General features: G+C 25.9%; 18 protein-coding genes and 1 riboswitch. Of the genes, 12 read left to right on the top strand and 6 right to left on the bottom strand.

Annotation, left to right across the window (positions count from 1 at the left end):
• The first annotated feature begins 967 nt into the window (after positions 1–967).
• Positions 968–2,116, top strand: a complete 1,149-nt coding sequence (locus NWE74_RS18735; protein WP_258244576.1) for a replication initiation protein — start codon at positions 968–970, stop codon at positions 2,114–2,116.
• Positions 2,117–2,254: 138 nt separating this feature from the next.
• A riboswitch (Fluoride riboswitch) is annotated at positions 2,255–2,316 on the top strand.
• A gap of 59 nt (positions 2,317–2,375) precedes the next feature.
• A complete protein-coding gene (locus NWE74_RS18730) occupies positions 2,376–3,626 on the top strand; it encodes a voltage-gated chloride channel family protein (protein ID WP_258244575.1) in 1,251 nt (416 codons plus the stop codon).
• Positions 3,627–3,683: 57 nt separating this feature from the next.
• On the opposite strand, the gene NWE74_RS18725 is transcribed toward NWE74_RS18730, so the two are convergent.
• Positions 3,684–4,394, bottom strand: coding sequence for a ferric reductase-like transmembrane domain-containing protein (locus NWE74_RS18725; protein ID WP_258244574.1), 711 nt, complete (start codon positions 4,392–4,394; stop codon positions 3,684–3,686).
• Positions 4,395–4,701: 307 nt separating this feature from the next.
• On the opposite strand from NWE74_RS18725, the gene NWE74_RS18720 reads away from it, so the two are divergent.
• On the top strand, positions 4,702–5,091 hold the full coding sequence (locus tag NWE74_RS18720) for a hypothetical protein (RefSeq protein ID WP_258244573.1): 390 nt from the start codon (positions 4,702–4,704) through the stop codon (positions 5,089–5,091).
• Positions 5,092–5,554: 463 nt separating this feature from the next.
• Positions 5,555–6,649: a replication initiation protein gene (locus NWE74_RS18715; protein WP_258244572.1), complete on the top strand. Its 1,095-nt coding sequence runs from the start codon at positions 5,555–5,557 to the stop codon at positions 6,647–6,649.
• Between the two features lie 172 nt (positions 6,650–6,821).
• Here NWE74_RS18715 and NWE74_RS18710 read toward each other — a convergent pair whose 3' ends face one another.
• Both NWE74_RS18710 and NWE74_RS18705 read right to left on the bottom strand, forming a co-directional pair.
• Complete coding sequence (locus tag NWE74_RS18710) at positions 6,822–7,427, bottom strand: MarR family transcriptional regulator (RefSeq protein ID WP_258244571.1); 606 nt, start codon at positions 7,425–7,427, stop codon at positions 6,822–6,824.
• Between the two features lie 39 nt (positions 7,428–7,466).
• Positions 7,467–7,694 (bottom strand): hypothetical protein, encoded by a 228-nt coding sequence (locus NWE74_RS18705; protein WP_258244570.1) that lies wholly within the window; start codon positions 7,692–7,694, stop codon positions 7,467–7,469.
• A gap of 712 nt (positions 7,695–8,406) precedes the next feature.
• On the opposite strand from NWE74_RS18705, the gene NWE74_RS18700 reads away from it, so the two are divergent.
• From NWE74_RS18700 to NWE74_RS18690, 3 genes are all read left to right on the top strand, one after another.
• Complete coding sequence (locus NWE74_RS18700; protein WP_258244569.1) at positions 8,407–8,793, top strand: Mor transcription activator family protein; 387 nt, start codon at positions 8,407–8,409, stop codon at positions 8,791–8,793.
• A gap of 305 nt (positions 8,794–9,098) precedes the next feature.
• Entirely contained in the window at positions 9,099–9,314 is a 216-nt protein-coding gene (locus NWE74_RS18695; RefSeq protein ID WP_092727499.1) for a helix-turn-helix transcriptional regulator, read from the top strand.
• Positions 9,307–10,101 carry a DUF3169 family protein gene (locus tag NWE74_RS18690; protein ID WP_258244568.1) on the top strand — a complete coding sequence of 265 codons (795 nt, stop codon included), beginning with the start codon at positions 9,307–9,309 and terminating at the stop codon, positions 10,099–10,101. The genes NWE74_RS18695 and NWE74_RS18690 overlap by 8 nt, the downstream gene beginning before the upstream one ends.
• A 100-nt stretch (positions 10,102–10,201) precedes the next feature.
• Here NWE74_RS18690 and NWE74_RS18685 read toward each other — a convergent pair whose 3' ends face one another.
• A complete protein-coding gene (locus tag NWE74_RS18685; RefSeq protein ID WP_258244567.1) occupies positions 10,202–10,630 on the bottom strand; it encodes a hypothetical protein in 429 nt (142 codons plus the stop codon).
• Positions 10,631–10,909: 279 nt separating this feature from the next.
• Between NWE74_RS18685 and NWE74_RS18680 the strand changes: the two genes are divergently transcribed.
• Both NWE74_RS18680 and NWE74_RS18675 read left to right on the top strand, forming a co-directional pair.
• On the top strand, positions 10,910–11,068 hold the full coding sequence (locus NWE74_RS18680) for a helix-turn-helix transcriptional regulator (RefSeq protein ID WP_309137319.1): 159 nt from the start codon (positions 10,910–10,912) through the stop codon (positions 11,066–11,068).
• Between the two features lie 296 nt (positions 11,069–11,364).
• Positions 11,365–11,901 (top strand): YcxB family protein, encoded by a 537-nt coding sequence (locus NWE74_RS18675; RefSeq protein ID WP_258244566.1) that lies wholly within the window; start codon positions 11,365–11,367, stop codon positions 11,899–11,901.
• A 506-nt stretch (positions 11,902–12,407) separates the two neighbouring features.
• Here NWE74_RS18675 and NWE74_RS18670 read toward each other — a convergent pair.
• Entirely contained in the window at positions 12,408–13,676 is a 1,269-nt protein-coding gene (locus NWE74_RS18670) for a RidA family protein (RefSeq protein ID WP_258244565.1), read from the bottom strand.
• Positions 13,677–14,065: 389 nt separating this feature from the next.
• Between NWE74_RS18670 and NWE74_RS18665 the strand changes: the two genes are divergently transcribed.
• Entirely contained in the window at positions 14,066–14,242 is a 177-nt protein-coding gene (locus NWE74_RS18665) for a hypothetical protein (protein ID WP_258244564.1), read from the top strand.
• Positions 14,243–14,353: 111 nt separating this feature from the next.
• Here NWE74_RS18665 and NWE74_RS18660 read toward each other — a convergent pair whose 3' ends face one another.
• On the bottom strand, positions 14,354–14,689 hold the full coding sequence (locus tag NWE74_RS18660; protein WP_258244563.1) for a hypothetical protein: 336 nt from the start codon (positions 14,687–14,689) through the stop codon (positions 14,354–14,356).
• 275 nt (positions 14,690–14,964) lie between these two features.
• Between NWE74_RS18660 and NWE74_RS18655 the strand changes: the two genes are divergently transcribed.
• Both NWE74_RS18655 and NWE74_RS18650 read left to right on the top strand, forming a co-directional pair.
• On the top strand, positions 14,965–16,281 hold the full coding sequence (locus tag NWE74_RS18655; RefSeq protein WP_258244562.1) for a S41 family peptidase: 1,317 nt from the start codon (positions 14,965–14,967) through the stop codon (positions 16,279–16,281).
• 132 nt (positions 16,282–16,413) lie between these two features.
• A complete protein-coding gene (locus tag NWE74_RS18650) occupies positions 16,414–16,986 on the top strand; it encodes a class I SAM-dependent methyltransferase (RefSeq protein ID WP_258244561.1) in 573 nt (190 codons plus the stop codon).
• Positions 16,987–17,258 lie beyond the last annotated feature (272 nt).

Here is a 17,258-nt window from a genome sequence, read left to right as displayed (position 1 = left end):
TTTTTACACCCTTTTTTGTGAATTTATTAGTACTTATTATAAAATCTCTAAATATTTGTTATAGCCTATATAACTATAAATTATTATAGCACTACACTATTAATATTTAGGATTAAACAACTCTATTATTATCGTAAAATAATTTTAACATATTAAATAATAGCTATAATTATCAAGCAAGTAAAATCTCAATAAGTAGTACGAAAGTAGTTACTATATATTTATATTAAAGGCTCTAGAACGTTCTATATGAAACAAAATAGTAATTAATGAATGGATTTACCGTAATTTTTTTTTAAAAGGTTGTACAGCTCATTTTTTACGTATTTTGACATATTAGTATTTAGTTTTGCTATTATTCCTCCTACTAAGGACATTAATTTAAACGCGACAAATCAAATTACAACTACGACATTTTAGGGACATGTATTAAATATTTAATTTAATAGGTGGAATTACTATTTTGCCATATATATCACTTATATTTTTAATGCCTAAAAGAAATATAGATAACTTATAATAAATACTTATATAATTAATTAGGAATTTATTATTACGATTTAATGATACTTTAATTTACTTTTTAGAATTAGTGTGTGTCTAATTGTTTTATATTTTGTTTAAAAACAGGATAGATTAGTACAGAAAAAACACCTTTACTAGTCTTTACTTAGTATTTAAAAAGTATTTAATAGTATTTAATAGTATTTAGGCATACCCTAACCCCTTGGAAATACTGTATCTGAGAGCTCTAAAAGCGACGAATTAGGGATTTATTACGACGAATTAGGGATTAAAAGCGACGAATTAGGGATTTATTACGACGTTTTAGGGACTTAAAAGCGACGAATTAGGGATTTATTACGACGTTTTAGGGACTTAAAAAGCGACAACAATTAAAATGTTGACGTAATTAAAATGATTTGTTAATCTATAAATAAAACAAAGGTGTAAAGGGAGAGTAAATGTGAATCTTATAGAAGAATTAGAAAATAATCGGGTATTGATGAAAAATAATATGTTAGTCAAAGCTAGATATAGTCTTAGTCTAGTTGAGAATAGAATATTTTTATCTATGCTATATAAACTTCAAAAAAGGTCAGATGGTATACTAACTTGTTCAATTAGTCATTCAGAGTTTAAAGATATAATTAAGTTTAAGCAAAAGAATACAGTTAAGGGGATTTTAGATGTTTTAGAAGAGCTAAGAAAGAAACCTATATACTTTAGGGAAGAGAAGAAAAATAAAAAAGGGAATCTATGGGGAGCATATGGATTTATAAATGGATATGAGTACGACGACGAATTAGGGATATTTAATATAGAAGCATCTGAAAAAATATATAAGCTATTAAAAGAATATTTAAAAATGGGATATACTCCAGTTAATGTTCAAATTTGGTTATCGTTAAACAATTCATATGCACAACGATTCTATGATCTGTTAAGGCTTTGGAGCGGAACAAAGGATACTGTAAACTATAAGATAGAAGAAATTAAGGAATTACTGATGTTGGATGACAAATACAGTAAATATAATGATTTCAAAAGGAGAGTTATACTTCCAGCGATAAAAGAACTTAATGAAACTGGATATTTTGAGATAGATTTTAAGGAAAATAAAGTTGGCAGAAAAGTTGAGTCTATTGATTTTATAGTAAAAGATTTAGATAAACGAAAATATTTTGCTAAAGATGATGACGTAAAGGAAATACCTAATCCTACATTAGAAGATGTTAAATTAATTTCTAATGAGGTAGTTGAGGAAAGACAAGAAGTTATAAGTTTAGATCCAATTGAAATAGTTGAATTAAATAAAACAAAAGATGTTAAATCTGATAGAACAGATATATTTGTTCCTGATGAAACAGTGTTTACAAAAGGAACTCTAAGAAGATTTAAAATGAATTTTAAAGATATTGATTTCACAAATGAGTATATGAATAGAGCTTTTGAAGATGCAGTAATGATTATACTTGATAGAGATGACGTTGAAACTATAAAGGCTACGTCATATTCATTTTTCAAAGGTACTTTAGATAATAAGATTACTGAATATAAAAAAGATGAACAAGAAGATATAAAGCATAAAGCAGAGATGGATATGCTTTGGTAGAAAAGTATTACTTTGATAATCTAAATATGTCAGACTTACAAAATCAATAAACTATACTTTATAGAAAGTATAGTTTATTGATTAAATTTTACAACTTAATTTGAAATTTTTATATATCTATAATATAATAGATTTGTAAATTAAATCGGCGATGGAGTTCGCCATTAAACGCACAAGATGCTAATGACTCCTACTCTTATTAAAAATATAAGGGTAGGAGTCTATTTTTTTTGCGGAAAATAGATTGGGAGGAAAAACTATGAACGAATTAAAAAAACATTTTAAAGAAAGTGAGATAGTGTCGATTGTATTTTTTAGATGGTTTTTATTAGCATCTATATCTGGGGTTGCCGTGGGAGTTGTAATATCATTTTTCTTAAAAAGTTTACAATGGGCTACAAATACAAGAGAATCAAACCCGTGGCTATTATATTTGCTACCATTAGGAGGAGCTTTTGTAAGTTATTTATATTCTAAATATGGTAAGGATTCATCAAAAGGAAATAATTTAATAATCGAGAGAATTAATAATGGTGAAGGTCGAGTTCCTTTTAGAATGGCACCTCTAGTATTTTTTGGTACATTTATAACTCACTTATTTGGTGGATCTGCTGGTAGAGAAGGTACAGGTGTACAAATAGGAGCAAGTGTATCATCTAAAATAGGTGAACTTCTAAAATTAAAAGGAATGGATTATACAATACTTATAATAAGTGGTGTAAGTAGTGGTTTTGGAGTTGTATTTGGGACTCCTATTGCAGGAACTGTATTTGGGCTTGAAGTAAGCACTCTTGGAAAAATGAGATATGAAGCAATAATACCTTGTTTAATATCAAGTTACATAGGAAACTTTATATCAGAGATATTTAAGATCCATCATAGTCATTATAATATGGGTGTATCATTAAATGGAGTTGACGTATTTTTTAAAGTTATATTATGCGCAATTTTATTTGGGCTTACGAGTAAACTTTTTGCAGAGCTTACTCATACATTAAAGAAATTTTTTGCAAATAAAATACCTAATACATCTTTAAAGAGCTTTATAGGTGGTATCATAATAATTATAATAGTTTTAATTCTTGGGACTAGAATTTATCTTGGTTTAAGTTTAGACTTATTAAGTAATGCATTTAAACAACCTGTTCCTGATGAAGCATTTATAATAAAACTATTTTTAACAGCGCTTACTCTTGCTGTAGGATTTCAAGGTGGAGAAGTTACTCCGCTATTTGTAATTGGAACGACATTAGGTAACTTATTAGCATCAATAGTAGGACTTCCAATTGAGTTTTTAGCAGGACTTGGAATGATAGGTGTATTTGCTGGAGCTACAAAAACTCCTATAGCATCTTTTATAATGGGAATTGAACTATTTGGATCAGCTAATATTGGATTTATATTTATTGCTTGTGTAGTGAGTTATGTATTTGCAGGCAAAAGCGGTATATATACATCACAAGATAGCAGCATTTTAAATGGATACTTTAAAAAGTTAAAATATGAATAATATTATATATTAAAAAATAAGGCACATAATCATTATGTGCCTTATTTTTATATTAATTTAATAATCATATAAAAGCTGATTAGTTATTAAACTACTTTTATTTTTTAACTTAGAATACTTTATTAGTTTCATTATAAAGTAACCTACAAATAATACTGTATATACACTTAACTTCATAATATCTACTTCATCATCATTAAGAAGAGCAAGTACTATATGAATATAAGTTAATAAATAAAATGGATATGCCCATCTTTGTAGCTTTTTCCATTCCTTATTTGTCATTTTATCCCTAACACTTTTAAATGATGTTATAAATAAAGGTATCATCATTACAAAAGCAACTAGACCAACCATTAGATATACTACATAAAGTGTTGTTATAGGTTTATGTACTAATATTTTGTTTATAAAACGAACAGCATACATAACACCATGAGGAATTAAAAGAATACATGCTAATATAGCAGATTCTGTTCTTATACTTAATAACTTTTTAGTTAACTTCCATCTAGGGTTTAATGCTCCCGCAAACATTACAAGAATGAAAAATCCAATTGAAACATTTCCCTTCATAAAGGCCTTTTCAAACTCTCCTATAAATCCTTGTAATTTTGTACTTGTTATTAATCTATAAATTTCATAAACTATAGTAGCACTAGCTAGGGCCGTAGCTATAGAGTAATAGATTTTAGAATGTTTTCTGATACTAGATGTAAAAATTAGTGCAAATGTAACTATGAATAATAATGAATATACTAGTCTCATTATATGTCTCCTTCCAACCTTAAAGTTTCGTATTAATAATGAATTTCATTTTTAATTCTAAATTATCATTTTGATAATGTCAATATGTTTTTGAAAATAATTATCATTTTTAATTTATTTTCTAATTTTTAAATACGACAGGAGGGAACTTTTAAACATTCATTTATATGATTGTGTTATAAAATCATTGAGTATATGAATTAACCTTCCCAATATATAAAACATAGAGTTTACATGTATTGGGAAGGTTAATAATAGGTGATAATTAAATATTTAATATTATTAAGTGCAAGGGAGATGTTACTATATGCAAGATAATAAAGGTTTTGAATTTATATCTAAAATAGGTATTATAGTTTATTTATTTGGTACATGTATAACAGCATTTTTATATATTACAGATGGTCCTAGTTCCCCATTTGTTTATAAAGAAGTATCAAATCTATTACATGCTCTTTTCATAATAAGTGTAATTACATCAATATCTATATTAAAAACTAATCATAAATATATTTTAAGCTTTATACTTATGATTTTATCAAGTATATTTTTTCTATTTTTTTTAAATCCATTATATGGTAAGTTTAGCCCATGGCAGGAGGATATTATGAAAGCGAGTGTTTATACTTTATTATCTAATACATTAATTATAATCTCAATTATTTATAGCTATAAAAAATGTAAAAAAGCGATATAGATATATTTACTGAAAATACTCTTAAAATCCATATAATTAGATTATAATGGCATTAGTTTTAGAGATGTAGGACAGAAAAACACTATTTAGTTATGCTGTCAACAACAGCATCTATTGCTAAAAAATATCTTTACTAGTCTTTACTTAGTATTTAAAGAATATTTATAGTATTTAATAGTATTTAGACATACTCTAACACATTGAAACTACTAATAAATCTTAATCTAAATACGACAGGAGGGAACTTTAATACGACACCTGGGAACCTCAAGTACGACAGGAGAGAACTTTTAATACGACACCTGGGAACCTCAAGTACGACAGGAGGGAACTTTTAATACGACAGGAGGGAACTTTTAATACGACATCTGGGAACCTCAAGTACGCATAAATTAAAAAATTGACGTATTTTAAGTTTTATATTAAATTATAAATAGAGTGATCATTGGGTGGAGGAATAGGGATGAATACAAATGAAAAAAATATAGTTATGAAAAATAATATAATTATAAAGGCTAAATACAATATATCTACATTAGAGAATAGAATATTTTTAATGCTTCTATACAAATTACAAAAAAATAATGATGATGTAATTAAATGTGAAATTTCTCATGAAGAGTTTAAAACTATAATAAAGAAAAAGCAAACTAGTTCAATCGATTCTATTTCAAATTTATTAGTTAATTTAAGAAAGCAAAGTATTTACTTTAAAGATGAAGAGGGATGGGGTGAATATGGTTTTTTAAATGGATTTAAATATATAAAATCTAGAAAAACTTTTAAGATTGAAGCATCTAAAGAAATACATACATATATAAGAAATTACTTAGATACTGGGTATACGCCTATTAACCTAGCTATATTTTTTGGACTTATAAATCCAAATGCTCAAAGGTTTTACGATTTATTAAGGCTTTGGAGTGGAACAAAGTCTATTATAAATTATAAGGTAGATGATCTTAAAGAGCTTTTAATGATTGAAGGTAAATATGATAGATACAATGATTTTAAAAGAAGAATAGTAGTTCCAGCTATAAAAGAACTTAATGAAACTGGATATTTTGATATAGATTTTAAAGAGAATAAAGTTGGTAGAAAGGTTGACTCTATTGATTTTATAGTACAAGATTTGGATAAGCGAAAGTATTTCAGCAAAGACGATGTTATAAATGAAATTCCTAATTCTATGTTAGAAGATGTTGTAATACCTTATGATGAAATAGATAGTGAAAATCAAGATATTATAAGCTTAGATTCAAATGAGATAGAAGAAGTAGCTAGAAAAGACATATATGTACCAGATGAAACAGTATTTACAAAGGGGACATTAAGAAGTTTTAAACTTGACTTTAAAAGTATTGATTTTAGAAATGATTATATGGAGAAAGCATTTAATGATGCAATAATGATTACACTTGATAAGGATAATGTAGAAAGTATAAAAGCAGTATCTTATAAATTTTTTAAAGGTACTTTAGATAATAAAATTATCGAGTATAGAATTGAGAAAGAGCAAGATATTAAGCATAAACAAGAGATGGAAATGCTTTGGTAGAGGATATTAGCATATTACATGTAAAAATAAAAATAGGATAGTTTATCCTATTTTTATTTTTACTCATATTTTAAATCATTTAAGTGAGTTAATCTTCTTGATCAAATTCTTTTAGTTTACTACTTCTTAATTTACATCGTGTATTTTACTCTGTTCTATGTTGATTAAACACTTATGTAACGATTTTTTTAGTACTTTCTAAGTATCTATCTGAAAGCTTATAATAAAATTTTGGTATCATGTGAGCATAATTTAATCCATCTTTTTTAGTGGCTACAATTTCCTTATAGCCTTGTCTAATATCTATAAAACCTAGATTTTCAAGAGAATTTAAACAGTCTGAAATAACCTTACGACTTTTGTAACTAAATCCCATTTTGTCACAGATTTCTTCTTGCGTTAAGCAAGTTTCTCCATTTCTTAGCCTATATAATAAAATTAGATATATTCTAATCATATTATCATTAGTGAAGTTTTTAAGAATTTTTAAAGCAACGTTATTTATTGTAACATATTGTTTCAGTACTTCTGTAATATCACACTTTATACCATAGTTTAAAATATAGACAGGATTATCTTTATTGTCTTTAGTTAGTTCAATTAATTTTATATCTCCATCAACATTGCATTTTCTAAGTTTTATAATGTCTTTTTTTAATTTAGATTCACTAATTTTTATTTCTTGAGATATTTCTTTCAGCTTAGAATCTAGTTTTTCTTTATATATAAATCTATTATTTTTATTCCTATAATTGCCTCCCCAGTTACTTTGTAACATTATTGATCCATATGTTCTTAAATCTATTTTTCTATTTTTTTAAATCTCATTTGAACTTGGCATTGGTAAGCAAAAAACCTCCTTGGCGGGCTTTTTTTGAATAACTTTATTATCCTCAATATTATCATCTTCATTTTTGAATAGCTTGTACTTTTGATATTCGAGTTCTTTTATATAAATTCGTCTAAGCCTATAAGTTTCACTTTGTTTGTAATTCTCAAAAGCCTCCAAAATAGGATTATACTCTGTTGTTTTCTCAATTCCCATACTTTAATTGCCTTTCTTTTAAGTTAATTAAACTAGATTAAATTGCAGTTAATATTTATAACTAAACCTAGCTAATATCTGAACACACCCCTGAAATATTCAGATTTTTTTACGTAAATTATAATAACATAAAAATAAAAATATGAAAAATTTGACTTTAAGTTATAGTAATTTACACTACAAACTCTACTTAACATAACCTTAGAACATACTTTATTAAACTACATTTTGAGCAACGGACGAAGTCGTTGGTGATAGGAGAGAAGCGATTTTTTATATAGAATAAATGATTAAAAACATAACAATACAAAGAAGATAATCTATAAATAGATTATCTATAATAAAGAATGTAGATGAAAATATACCACCTATGTAGACTATCGTGCACAATCGTTGGAATGACTATGACGGAGATACGTATTTTTTAAGAAATGATTTAATGTGTCAATTTAATAACTGTGAAAGTAATAGAATTTATAGGATTTAAAGGTTATAATTTCATATAGTTTTGTAGATTAAATTTTTTTATGTATTTAGGGATTATACTATACTATTTGAGGTGATAGGACACAATAAGAGCGGTTTTGTAATTAAAGTCGACTAATTAGTTATGTTTGTTATAAAAATGGAAATTAGTGCGTATTAATAGCGGATATATCTTATTGATATATTGAGTTTACATAATATAATAATAGTAGCAAGGGGGGATTAGATGAGATTTGATAATTTTAAGTATAATGTAGCATTATCTGATATACCAGAGGCGTATCAAGATATTGCTTCCATGATGGGAATAGATAAATTTATTGAGTTCTGCTATTTATATGGTGGTGGCAATATATATTTTCCAACGGTAAAAACTCTAAAAAATCACTTTAGAAATGATGAGATATTAGAGCTGTATAGAAATGGGATGGCAATTTTAGAGATAGCAAGAAAACATCATATTAGCCCAAACTATGTTAGATATATAGTTAAAAAAAGTCGTCATATATTTAATAAATTAAAGGTATTTATTAAATATATGACGACTTTAATTATAATAGTTGAAGCCATATTTGGAGCAATTTTTTATAGAAGAAGAAATATACATAAGTAAATTAAATTAAAAGTAGAATGAGAAAATAGAGTAAGAAGATATCAATATATATAAATAACCTAGTAGGTACAGTAGCTTATATTGAGATCAAAATAAACCAATTTAAAAATGATAAATTATAGCTATTAAGAAAAGTATTTATTTTAGAGGATTTGTTATCTAAGATAAATACTTTTTTTACGTTAAAAATTTTAAAGATATAAAAATATGAATTTATGCCTTGACAACTATAATTGTCATAAACTATTATTAAATTGACAAATATAGTTGTCATCATGATGATAAAAATAGTCAGGAGGAATTACATGCCATTAAATAATCGATTAAAAGAATATCGAGCTAAAATTAACGTAAATCAGACTGAGATGGGGAAATTAGTTGGGGTATCTAGGCAAACGATAAGTCAAATTGAACGTGGAGACTATTCTCCATCAGTTACTTTAGCATTAAAGATAGCAAAGATATTAAATGTGAGTGTAGAAGATATTTTTATTTATGAGGAGGATGAGATTGATGGATAATAGCCGTGTAAATGAGATTAAAAAAGAAGATAAGAAGGCTTTTAAAGGTTTTTTTATTATATTAATAATTAGTACAACTCTTGGAGGAATTTTCGGTTCTACTTATAGCAATTTAAAAGAAATATTTGGAGAAAGTTTGTCTAGTTTAGTAATAGATATACTTAAGATAATTACACCATTTGCAAGTTTGGTTCTTTCTACATTAGTTATAATAGTAAGTACAATAGTATATACTAATTCACGAAAAGGATATGATTTGTGGAATCAAGCAAATGAAGATGACAATAGTATTGATAAAATTGAAAAAAATTTATCTTATCTAATGCTAATTACTTCAGTAAATCAAATTCTTGGTTTGTTCTTTATAGCTACTGGAGGTATGTTATTGCCTTTTGATGATATACATGGTGAGCCTAGTATGCTAAAAGGTAATTGTTTCTTTATAGGACTTATATTGTGTTTTGTATCTATTACCTTAATTCAGAAGAAAGTAATTAATTTAAGAAAAGAAATTAATCCTTTCTTAAAAGGTAGTATATATGATATGAAATTTGCAAAAAAATGGATAGATAGCTGCGATGAGTCTATAAAAATGGGAATATATAAAAGTTCATATAAATCACTTAAGTGTGTATCAACAACATGTTTAATACTTTGGTTAGTTAGTATTATAGGTTATGAATTATGGGATTTTGGTATTGTTCCTATGACAATGGTAATTATTATATGGTTAGTACAAACGATATCTTATTGTATAGAAGAAATTAAGTCTTCAAAAGTAAGCTAGAATTAAACATGTAGTAATTAATTTTTTACTCATCTTTAATATAAATATTAAAAATATCTAAAGGCATTTATAATTAAAGCCTTTAGATATTTTTTTGTTTTTAACCACGACAATCAGCAGTTTCAATTTTGAATTTACCATCTTTATCTTTTAAATAAATATACATATCACTGTTGTCTAGTATTGATTTATCAGCTTTTGAGATTATGTCATATTCAACTTTTACTTTATAAATCCCATTTAACTTTTTAAATTCAGAAATATTAAAATCATAATTTACTAGCTCATTTTGCCTATCTGATTCAAAAGTAGTTAAATATTCAATTAGACTATCTGTTATAGAACTATCGGTAGCAAAAAAAACCTTTAATTTGTTTAATTCCGATTCAGACGAGTAGTCTTCTATGCTATTTATTGCTTCAAAAAAATTAGTTATGGTTTGCTTACTTGAATTTTTAACTTCAGTACTTACATTTGAACATCCAACTATAAGTATTGAAATAAAAAATATTAGTAATAATCTTTTCATTGTGCATCTCCCTCTATTTATTCATCCCTCATCTGTTATTTTATAAATTTATTTAATTTAATTCAATAAAATCCTGGGAATTATATGATTAATGTTATGCTATTTAATTATTTTTATGTTTAGAAAATACACAGTTTAATATGGATTTTATAAGCTATAAATGTTAGTTTTTCAATATGTTAACCTTAGTTTACACATTGCCAATAAATGTTGATAGACAGATTTATAGTGTATATATAGAATAAATATTATACTATTTATCTAAAGGGGATTTATATTATGAAATTTAATGGAAAATTATTAGATTTAAGAAAAAAGAATGGATTGTCACAAGAAGAGCTTGGGAGAGATTTAAATGTATCTAGGCAAACTATTTCGAAATGGGATGAGGGACAATCATATGCTGATTTTAAGAAAATTTTTGTAATGTATAATTAAGGGAGGGTGTTATATTGATTTTGGCATATTTAAATGTTGCTATATTTTTTATTACTTATGGTTTAGTAGTATATGCACTGATACTTTTAATAAAAGCGTTAAAGATATATATTAAGAAAAATTCTTAGTATATATTTGTATATAGTTTAAAAAGGTTCTACTTTAAGAAATTAAAGTAGAACCTTTTTTATTTATAGCTAGTCATATGAAAAGAATATTTATATGTTAGATTAATTTACTTTATTTTCTAACAAAGTGTTATAATGTTTTTAAATAAAGGTGAAAGGGGGAGCAAAATGAATTCTAGCAAACTATTTACAGTAAAAACTATTATGACAGAAGAAGATTATCATAAGTTTTTATACATATCGACACTTCTAAAAAGTAAAATAATGATTTTATTTTTACTTTTTCTTTCCGCTTTCTTATCAGGTAGTATTGCTTATAGTGAAGGGCAATTTGATTTAAAGGGATTTTTAGTCTTTTGGACTATATTAATAATAGTAGCAATTTTAATTATTATATTTAAGATAGAGATAAGATTTAAGCAAGTAGTAAAAACTGATAAGACAGGATCATTTAATTCAGAAGAAATATTAGATTTTTATGAAGACTTTTTAGTTGTAAAAAGTAAAGTATTTGAAGGTGAGACTAAAGTTAAATATACTCAATTTTATAAAGTAATTGAATCTAAAGATTATTTTATAACTTATTTTAATGTTAATAAGGCAACGCTAATAAGAAAAAAAGAGTTAGAACGTGAAGTTATTGATAGTTTAAGGTATTTATATAAAGATAATCTTATAGATAATTATAAAGAAGTAAATATATAATTTGGTGGTGATAAAGTGAATAGTATCTTTTTTAATTTCAAAAAATATTTAATTATAGTACCAATATATGTTCTATACATAATCTTATTTGAACTAACACTAGGATGTAGCTTTGGCGACATATGGGATAACTTAATCTACAAATATGGTATAAAAAATCATAGAACTATTTAGATAAACTAATGTATTTAGAATTAAAAAATTCGCTTTGTTCATAGCGCCAACGACTTCGTCCGTTATTTAAAATCTAAAAAAAATTTTCATCCCTTTAAGTGTGAGTTAACCTTAGATAAGCTTAAAGAAGTTTTAGATAGCTATGATACACCTAGTAAGCTACTTTTATATTAAGAAAACATATTTAAATATGATGTGCTATTTATGGATAAAGGGAGCCGAAAATATTATTAGCTCCCTTTCCTTACTGCTTAGTATATATAATATTTAGCATTAACTTTCGCCATTAATAAGTAGTTTTGGCAATGCTTGTATTTACAAATAAACTTCTATTAAGCTTGTGGAGGTGTTCCTTCAGCATTTGATACAACTACATCTATTTGTACTAAAGCATCTTTAGGTAAAGCTGATACCCCAACTATTCTTCTTGCAGGAACTCCTCCTGGGAAGAATGTTGCGTAAACTTCGTTTACAGCATCTATATCTTCAATGTTTTTAAGGAATACGTTTACCTTAACTACATCGTCCATAACGTGATCAATACTTTCTATAATTGCCTTGATATTTTTTAAGCATTGTTCAGCTTGCTCTTTTACACCACCAGCTACCATTTTACCAGTTTTTGGATCTAAAGGTAATTGAGCTGAAAGATGATTATAATGAGAGAAAGCTACAGTTTGTGTATGTAGAGAACTCATTGGTGCATTCTCAGTATTGTTTGCTTCTATAATTAGTCCATGTCTATCTTCAATAGCTTGTGGAGGTGTACCATCTCCATGTGATACTACTGCTTCAATTTGTACTAAAGCATCCATTGGTAAAGCTGATGCTTCAACTATTGTACGTGCAGGCATATATGCTACTGCTCTTGCTATAGCTGAGTCAGGGAAGAATGTTGTATAAACTTCGTTTACTGCCTCAGTATCTGAAATATTTTTAAGGAATATATTAATTTTAACAATATCGTCAAAAGGAACGTCGATACTTTCTAAAATTGCCTTGATATTCTTTAAACATTGTACAGTTTGCTCTTTTACACCACTAGCTACAATTCTACCTAATTTTGGATCGATAGGTAATTGAGCTGAAAGATTATTGTAATGAGAAAAAGCTACAGTTTGTGAAGATAAAGAACTTATTGGTGCATTTGATGTATTATTTGTAAGCTTTATTATGTCGCCTGCTTGTGGTGCATTCGGAATTGTACCTTCAGCGTTTGAAACAAGTGCTTCAACTTGTACTAAAGCATCCATTGGTAAAGCTGCAACTGCTACTACAGTACGTGTAGGAACATAGTTTGTGAAGTATTTTTTGTAAACTTCGTCTACAGCATCCATATCTTTAATATTTTTAACGAATACAGTGATTCTAACAACATCATTCATAACATGATCGATACTTTCTACAATTGACTTGATGTTTTTAAAGCACTGTTCAGCTTGCTCTTTTATACCACCAGCTACTAATTTACCAGTTTCTGAATCGATAGGTAATTGAGCTGAAAGATTATTGTAATGAGAGAAAGCTACAGTTTGTGAAGATAAAGAGTCTTTGTTAACGTTTTCCGGATTTCTAGATAATACTGCGTTATAGTTATTCATGATAATACTCCCCTTTTGTCATATTTATTGATAGAATTTTTAAAACCCATCTATTGATATTAAACCGTGGATTAGCTTTAATGTCAATAGATTTTATTTTAACCATTTCACTTGTAGTAGTAAAAAAAACTTAAAACTATTCCAAATACTATGTTTAAATGTATAATTTATGTTAAATTTTACCTTTTTTAACGAAATATTAGCTGAAAATTAAGCATGAAATCATGAATTTTAATATGATAATTTTCACGTACAAGTGAAAATTAGAAATGGATTTTAAGATGTTTTGATGCTTGATAATATTTAAAATTTAAGTTCTGCTATAATTTAATTAACAATTGTTATATAGTGTGAAGTAAAGAGTTATTTTTTATAAAGGGGGATAATTTATGAATTTAACTTTCAAGAGAAACATTTGGATTTTTGTGGGGATTTTATTATTTACTATTATCACTGTTGATATAATAATTCCTTATATTAATATTTTACTAGGAGTACTTTGTTTTTATAAAGCTTATAAGATTAATAATTTAATTAAAGATAATAAGAAGAACGTTAGAAACTAAATTAGACTATTCTTTTTTGTCTTTATTTTTTATGTCTTAGAAAAATGGTTATTTAATTAAAAATCCTTTAAAATCTAAAAAATGGATTTTAAAGGATTTTTTACCATATTTTTAATAAAGAAATTTTTTAATCTTTTTCTCAATTATAGTTGATGCGATAAGAAGAAGTATAAAAAATATAAAAAATAATATTGTTAATATGCTTATAGACAAATCAAAATAACATTCATTTAATATATTAAATATACCTAAAGCGATAAGAAAAACTCCCTCTGAAAAATACATTTTAGAATAAAAATTTATATATCCATCAATATCTTTTATATTTCTATGATAAGGCCATATATATTTTTTAATATCTTTAGTTTTTCTTAACTTATCACCTCGATTAAAGTACCAAATAGATATTAATATCTCTAAAATTGCTGTTATTGGTAAAGATGACATTTATATTGCCTCCATTCTGACTTTTATTAAACTTAATTATATAAATTAAAATATTAAGACCAATAAATTATTTTTTTATATACTAATACATTAAATTACTAAATCTTAAAAATCAATAAAAATGGACTAAGATATCTATTTTTTGAAATAAAAAACTTTGTTACTCATGATTTTTATTTATAAAGGAATTTTTTATTAAAATCAGAATATTAAATTAAAATAGGATAGGTAAATCATTGTATAAAGCTTAGATTAATTAAATAAAGGGGGAAAATATGAAAAAGTTGATTGTTATAATTTTTATATTATCAACAATTATGATATTAGGATGTAATACCACGATAAGTGGAGAAAAGATATTGGCTAATAAAAAATGGGAAGAAGATATTAATTATATGGACGAGAATTTAAAAAAGAAACATCCAGATTTATTTAGGTACATATCAGAAAAAACATGGAATGAAAATATACAAAAGTTAAAATCAGATCTAAAAAATTTATCAGATCTTGAGATTTCTCTGAGAATAGGCCAAATTATATCTTCAATAGGGGATGCTCATACAAGCATAGATTTTCTTGAGATATTGACACCTATAGGAACAGAAAAGTTTGACTATGAGGAAATAGTTGAATTTCCAATTAAATTTGAATATTTTTCAAATGAGTTAAGAGCTATAGCTAGTGATAGCCAGTATAAGAGTATACTAGGTTATAAGTTAATATCTATTAATAATGTATGTACAGATGAGATAATAAAAAAAGTATCAACTCTTATAAGTTATGATAATCAACAATTTGCCAAAGAGCTAGCTATGTCGCAAATGCAAATCTATGAATATTTAAAATTTTTACAAACAGTAGATGGGACTAAGGCAGAGTACGTATTTGAAAACGATAATAAAGAAAAAATAAAAATAGATGTCAATGCTATGAAAAATAAAGAAGTTAATTATGTTAACTTAGATAAAATTCAATCTAAAATAAGTACTAAAGTTGAAGGTAAATATGATTTTTACTGGACAAAACAGATGAAAGAAGATAATGTACTATATTTTAAATATAATAAATGTCTAACAAATCAGGGAGCTAATATTAACAAACAAGATGCAGCTAATTATCCAGATTATTATGATTTCCATAACAATCTTTTAGAAGAAATAAATAATAATGATTATGATAAACTTGTTATAGACTTAAGACAAAATCGTGGTGGTGCATTTAAGTTAGTTGATTTACTTATACATGATTTAAAATATAAAATAAACTTAAATAGTGAAGATATAGTAGTTATAACAGGAAAAGAAACTTCGTCAGCTGGAGCGATCCTAGCATGGAGATTACAAAATGAATTAGGTGCAACTATAATAGGTGAGGAAACTGGTGGAAATGTAAATATGTTTGGAACTGAAGGTGAATTTATTATATTACCTAATTCTAAAATAAAAGTTAAACATCCTTACAGTTTTCGAGAATTAAAAGAAGGATATAATGGAGGCGTTAAACCAGATATAGATATAACACAAACATACAAAAATTACATCAATGGAATTGATGATTGCTATGAATATGTAGTTAATATTTTGGATAAATAAAGCTATAAAATACAGTAGTTGCATATTACTCAGCAATTTTAAAATAGTATTTATTTTATATTAGAAAGTAATAAGTTTTGTTATAATCAAACTAATTATTGACCAATGAAAACTTTAAAGAGGGGGGATACAATGGAGTATATGGGTAATGAGGAGTTTTGGAATAACAAATTTGAGAATAGAAAAGATAGTCCACTCAATCCAGAAAAATCATTGATTGAAAATATTATGTATTTCAAAAAGGGTTCTGTACTTGATGTAGCTTGTGGTGATGGAAGAAATACTTTATTTTTACTTAAGAATGGTTTTAAGGTAAAAGGCGTTGACTTTAGCTTTAAAGCCATTGAGAGATTAAATATATTTGCCAAAAGAGAGAATTATTTAGTAGATACAAAACTAATTGATCTAAGTGATTTAAATTCATTAAATGAAGTAGGTGTATTTGATAATATACTAATTAATCATTATAGGTTAAGCAAGGATCAACTTGATGTTATTGCAAGCCATATATCAGATGGTGGAACTTTGTTTATTTGTGGATTTGGTCACAAATACAAAGTAGATTCTAAAATTAGAAAAGATGACTTAATTTATCCAGATGATTTTGAAGATATAAATAAACTATTTGAACTAGTTAAGTATATTGAATGTGAAGATGATAGAGGTTTCTTTGTTACTTATATTTTTAGAAAACTTAAGAAATAATATCTTAAATAAATTTTATATTTAAATAAGATACATAAAAATAGACTAAACTATTTATTTTAAAAATAAGAAAGTGGACTAATAGAGGACTTTTTATAAAGAGATTACAAAATAATTATGATATGTACAATTGTCCACTTTTTTATGCTTAATGATATTACAATACATCAAAAACTCTAGACAATCTATGCATTATAGTCAAGTCAGCACATTTGTAAAAGTAAAAATTACCTTTTTGAGCAAAGGATGAAGTCGTTGGCTATAGGAGCGAA

The sequence above is a fragment of the Romboutsia lituseburensis genome, assembly GCF_024723825.1.
In the GTDB taxonomy this organism is placed as follows: Bacteria; Bacillota; Clostridia; order Peptostreptococcales; family Peptostreptococcaceae; genus Romboutsia_F; species Romboutsia_F lituseburensis_A.
This window is presented reverse-complemented; position numbering and strand designations above follow the sequence as displayed.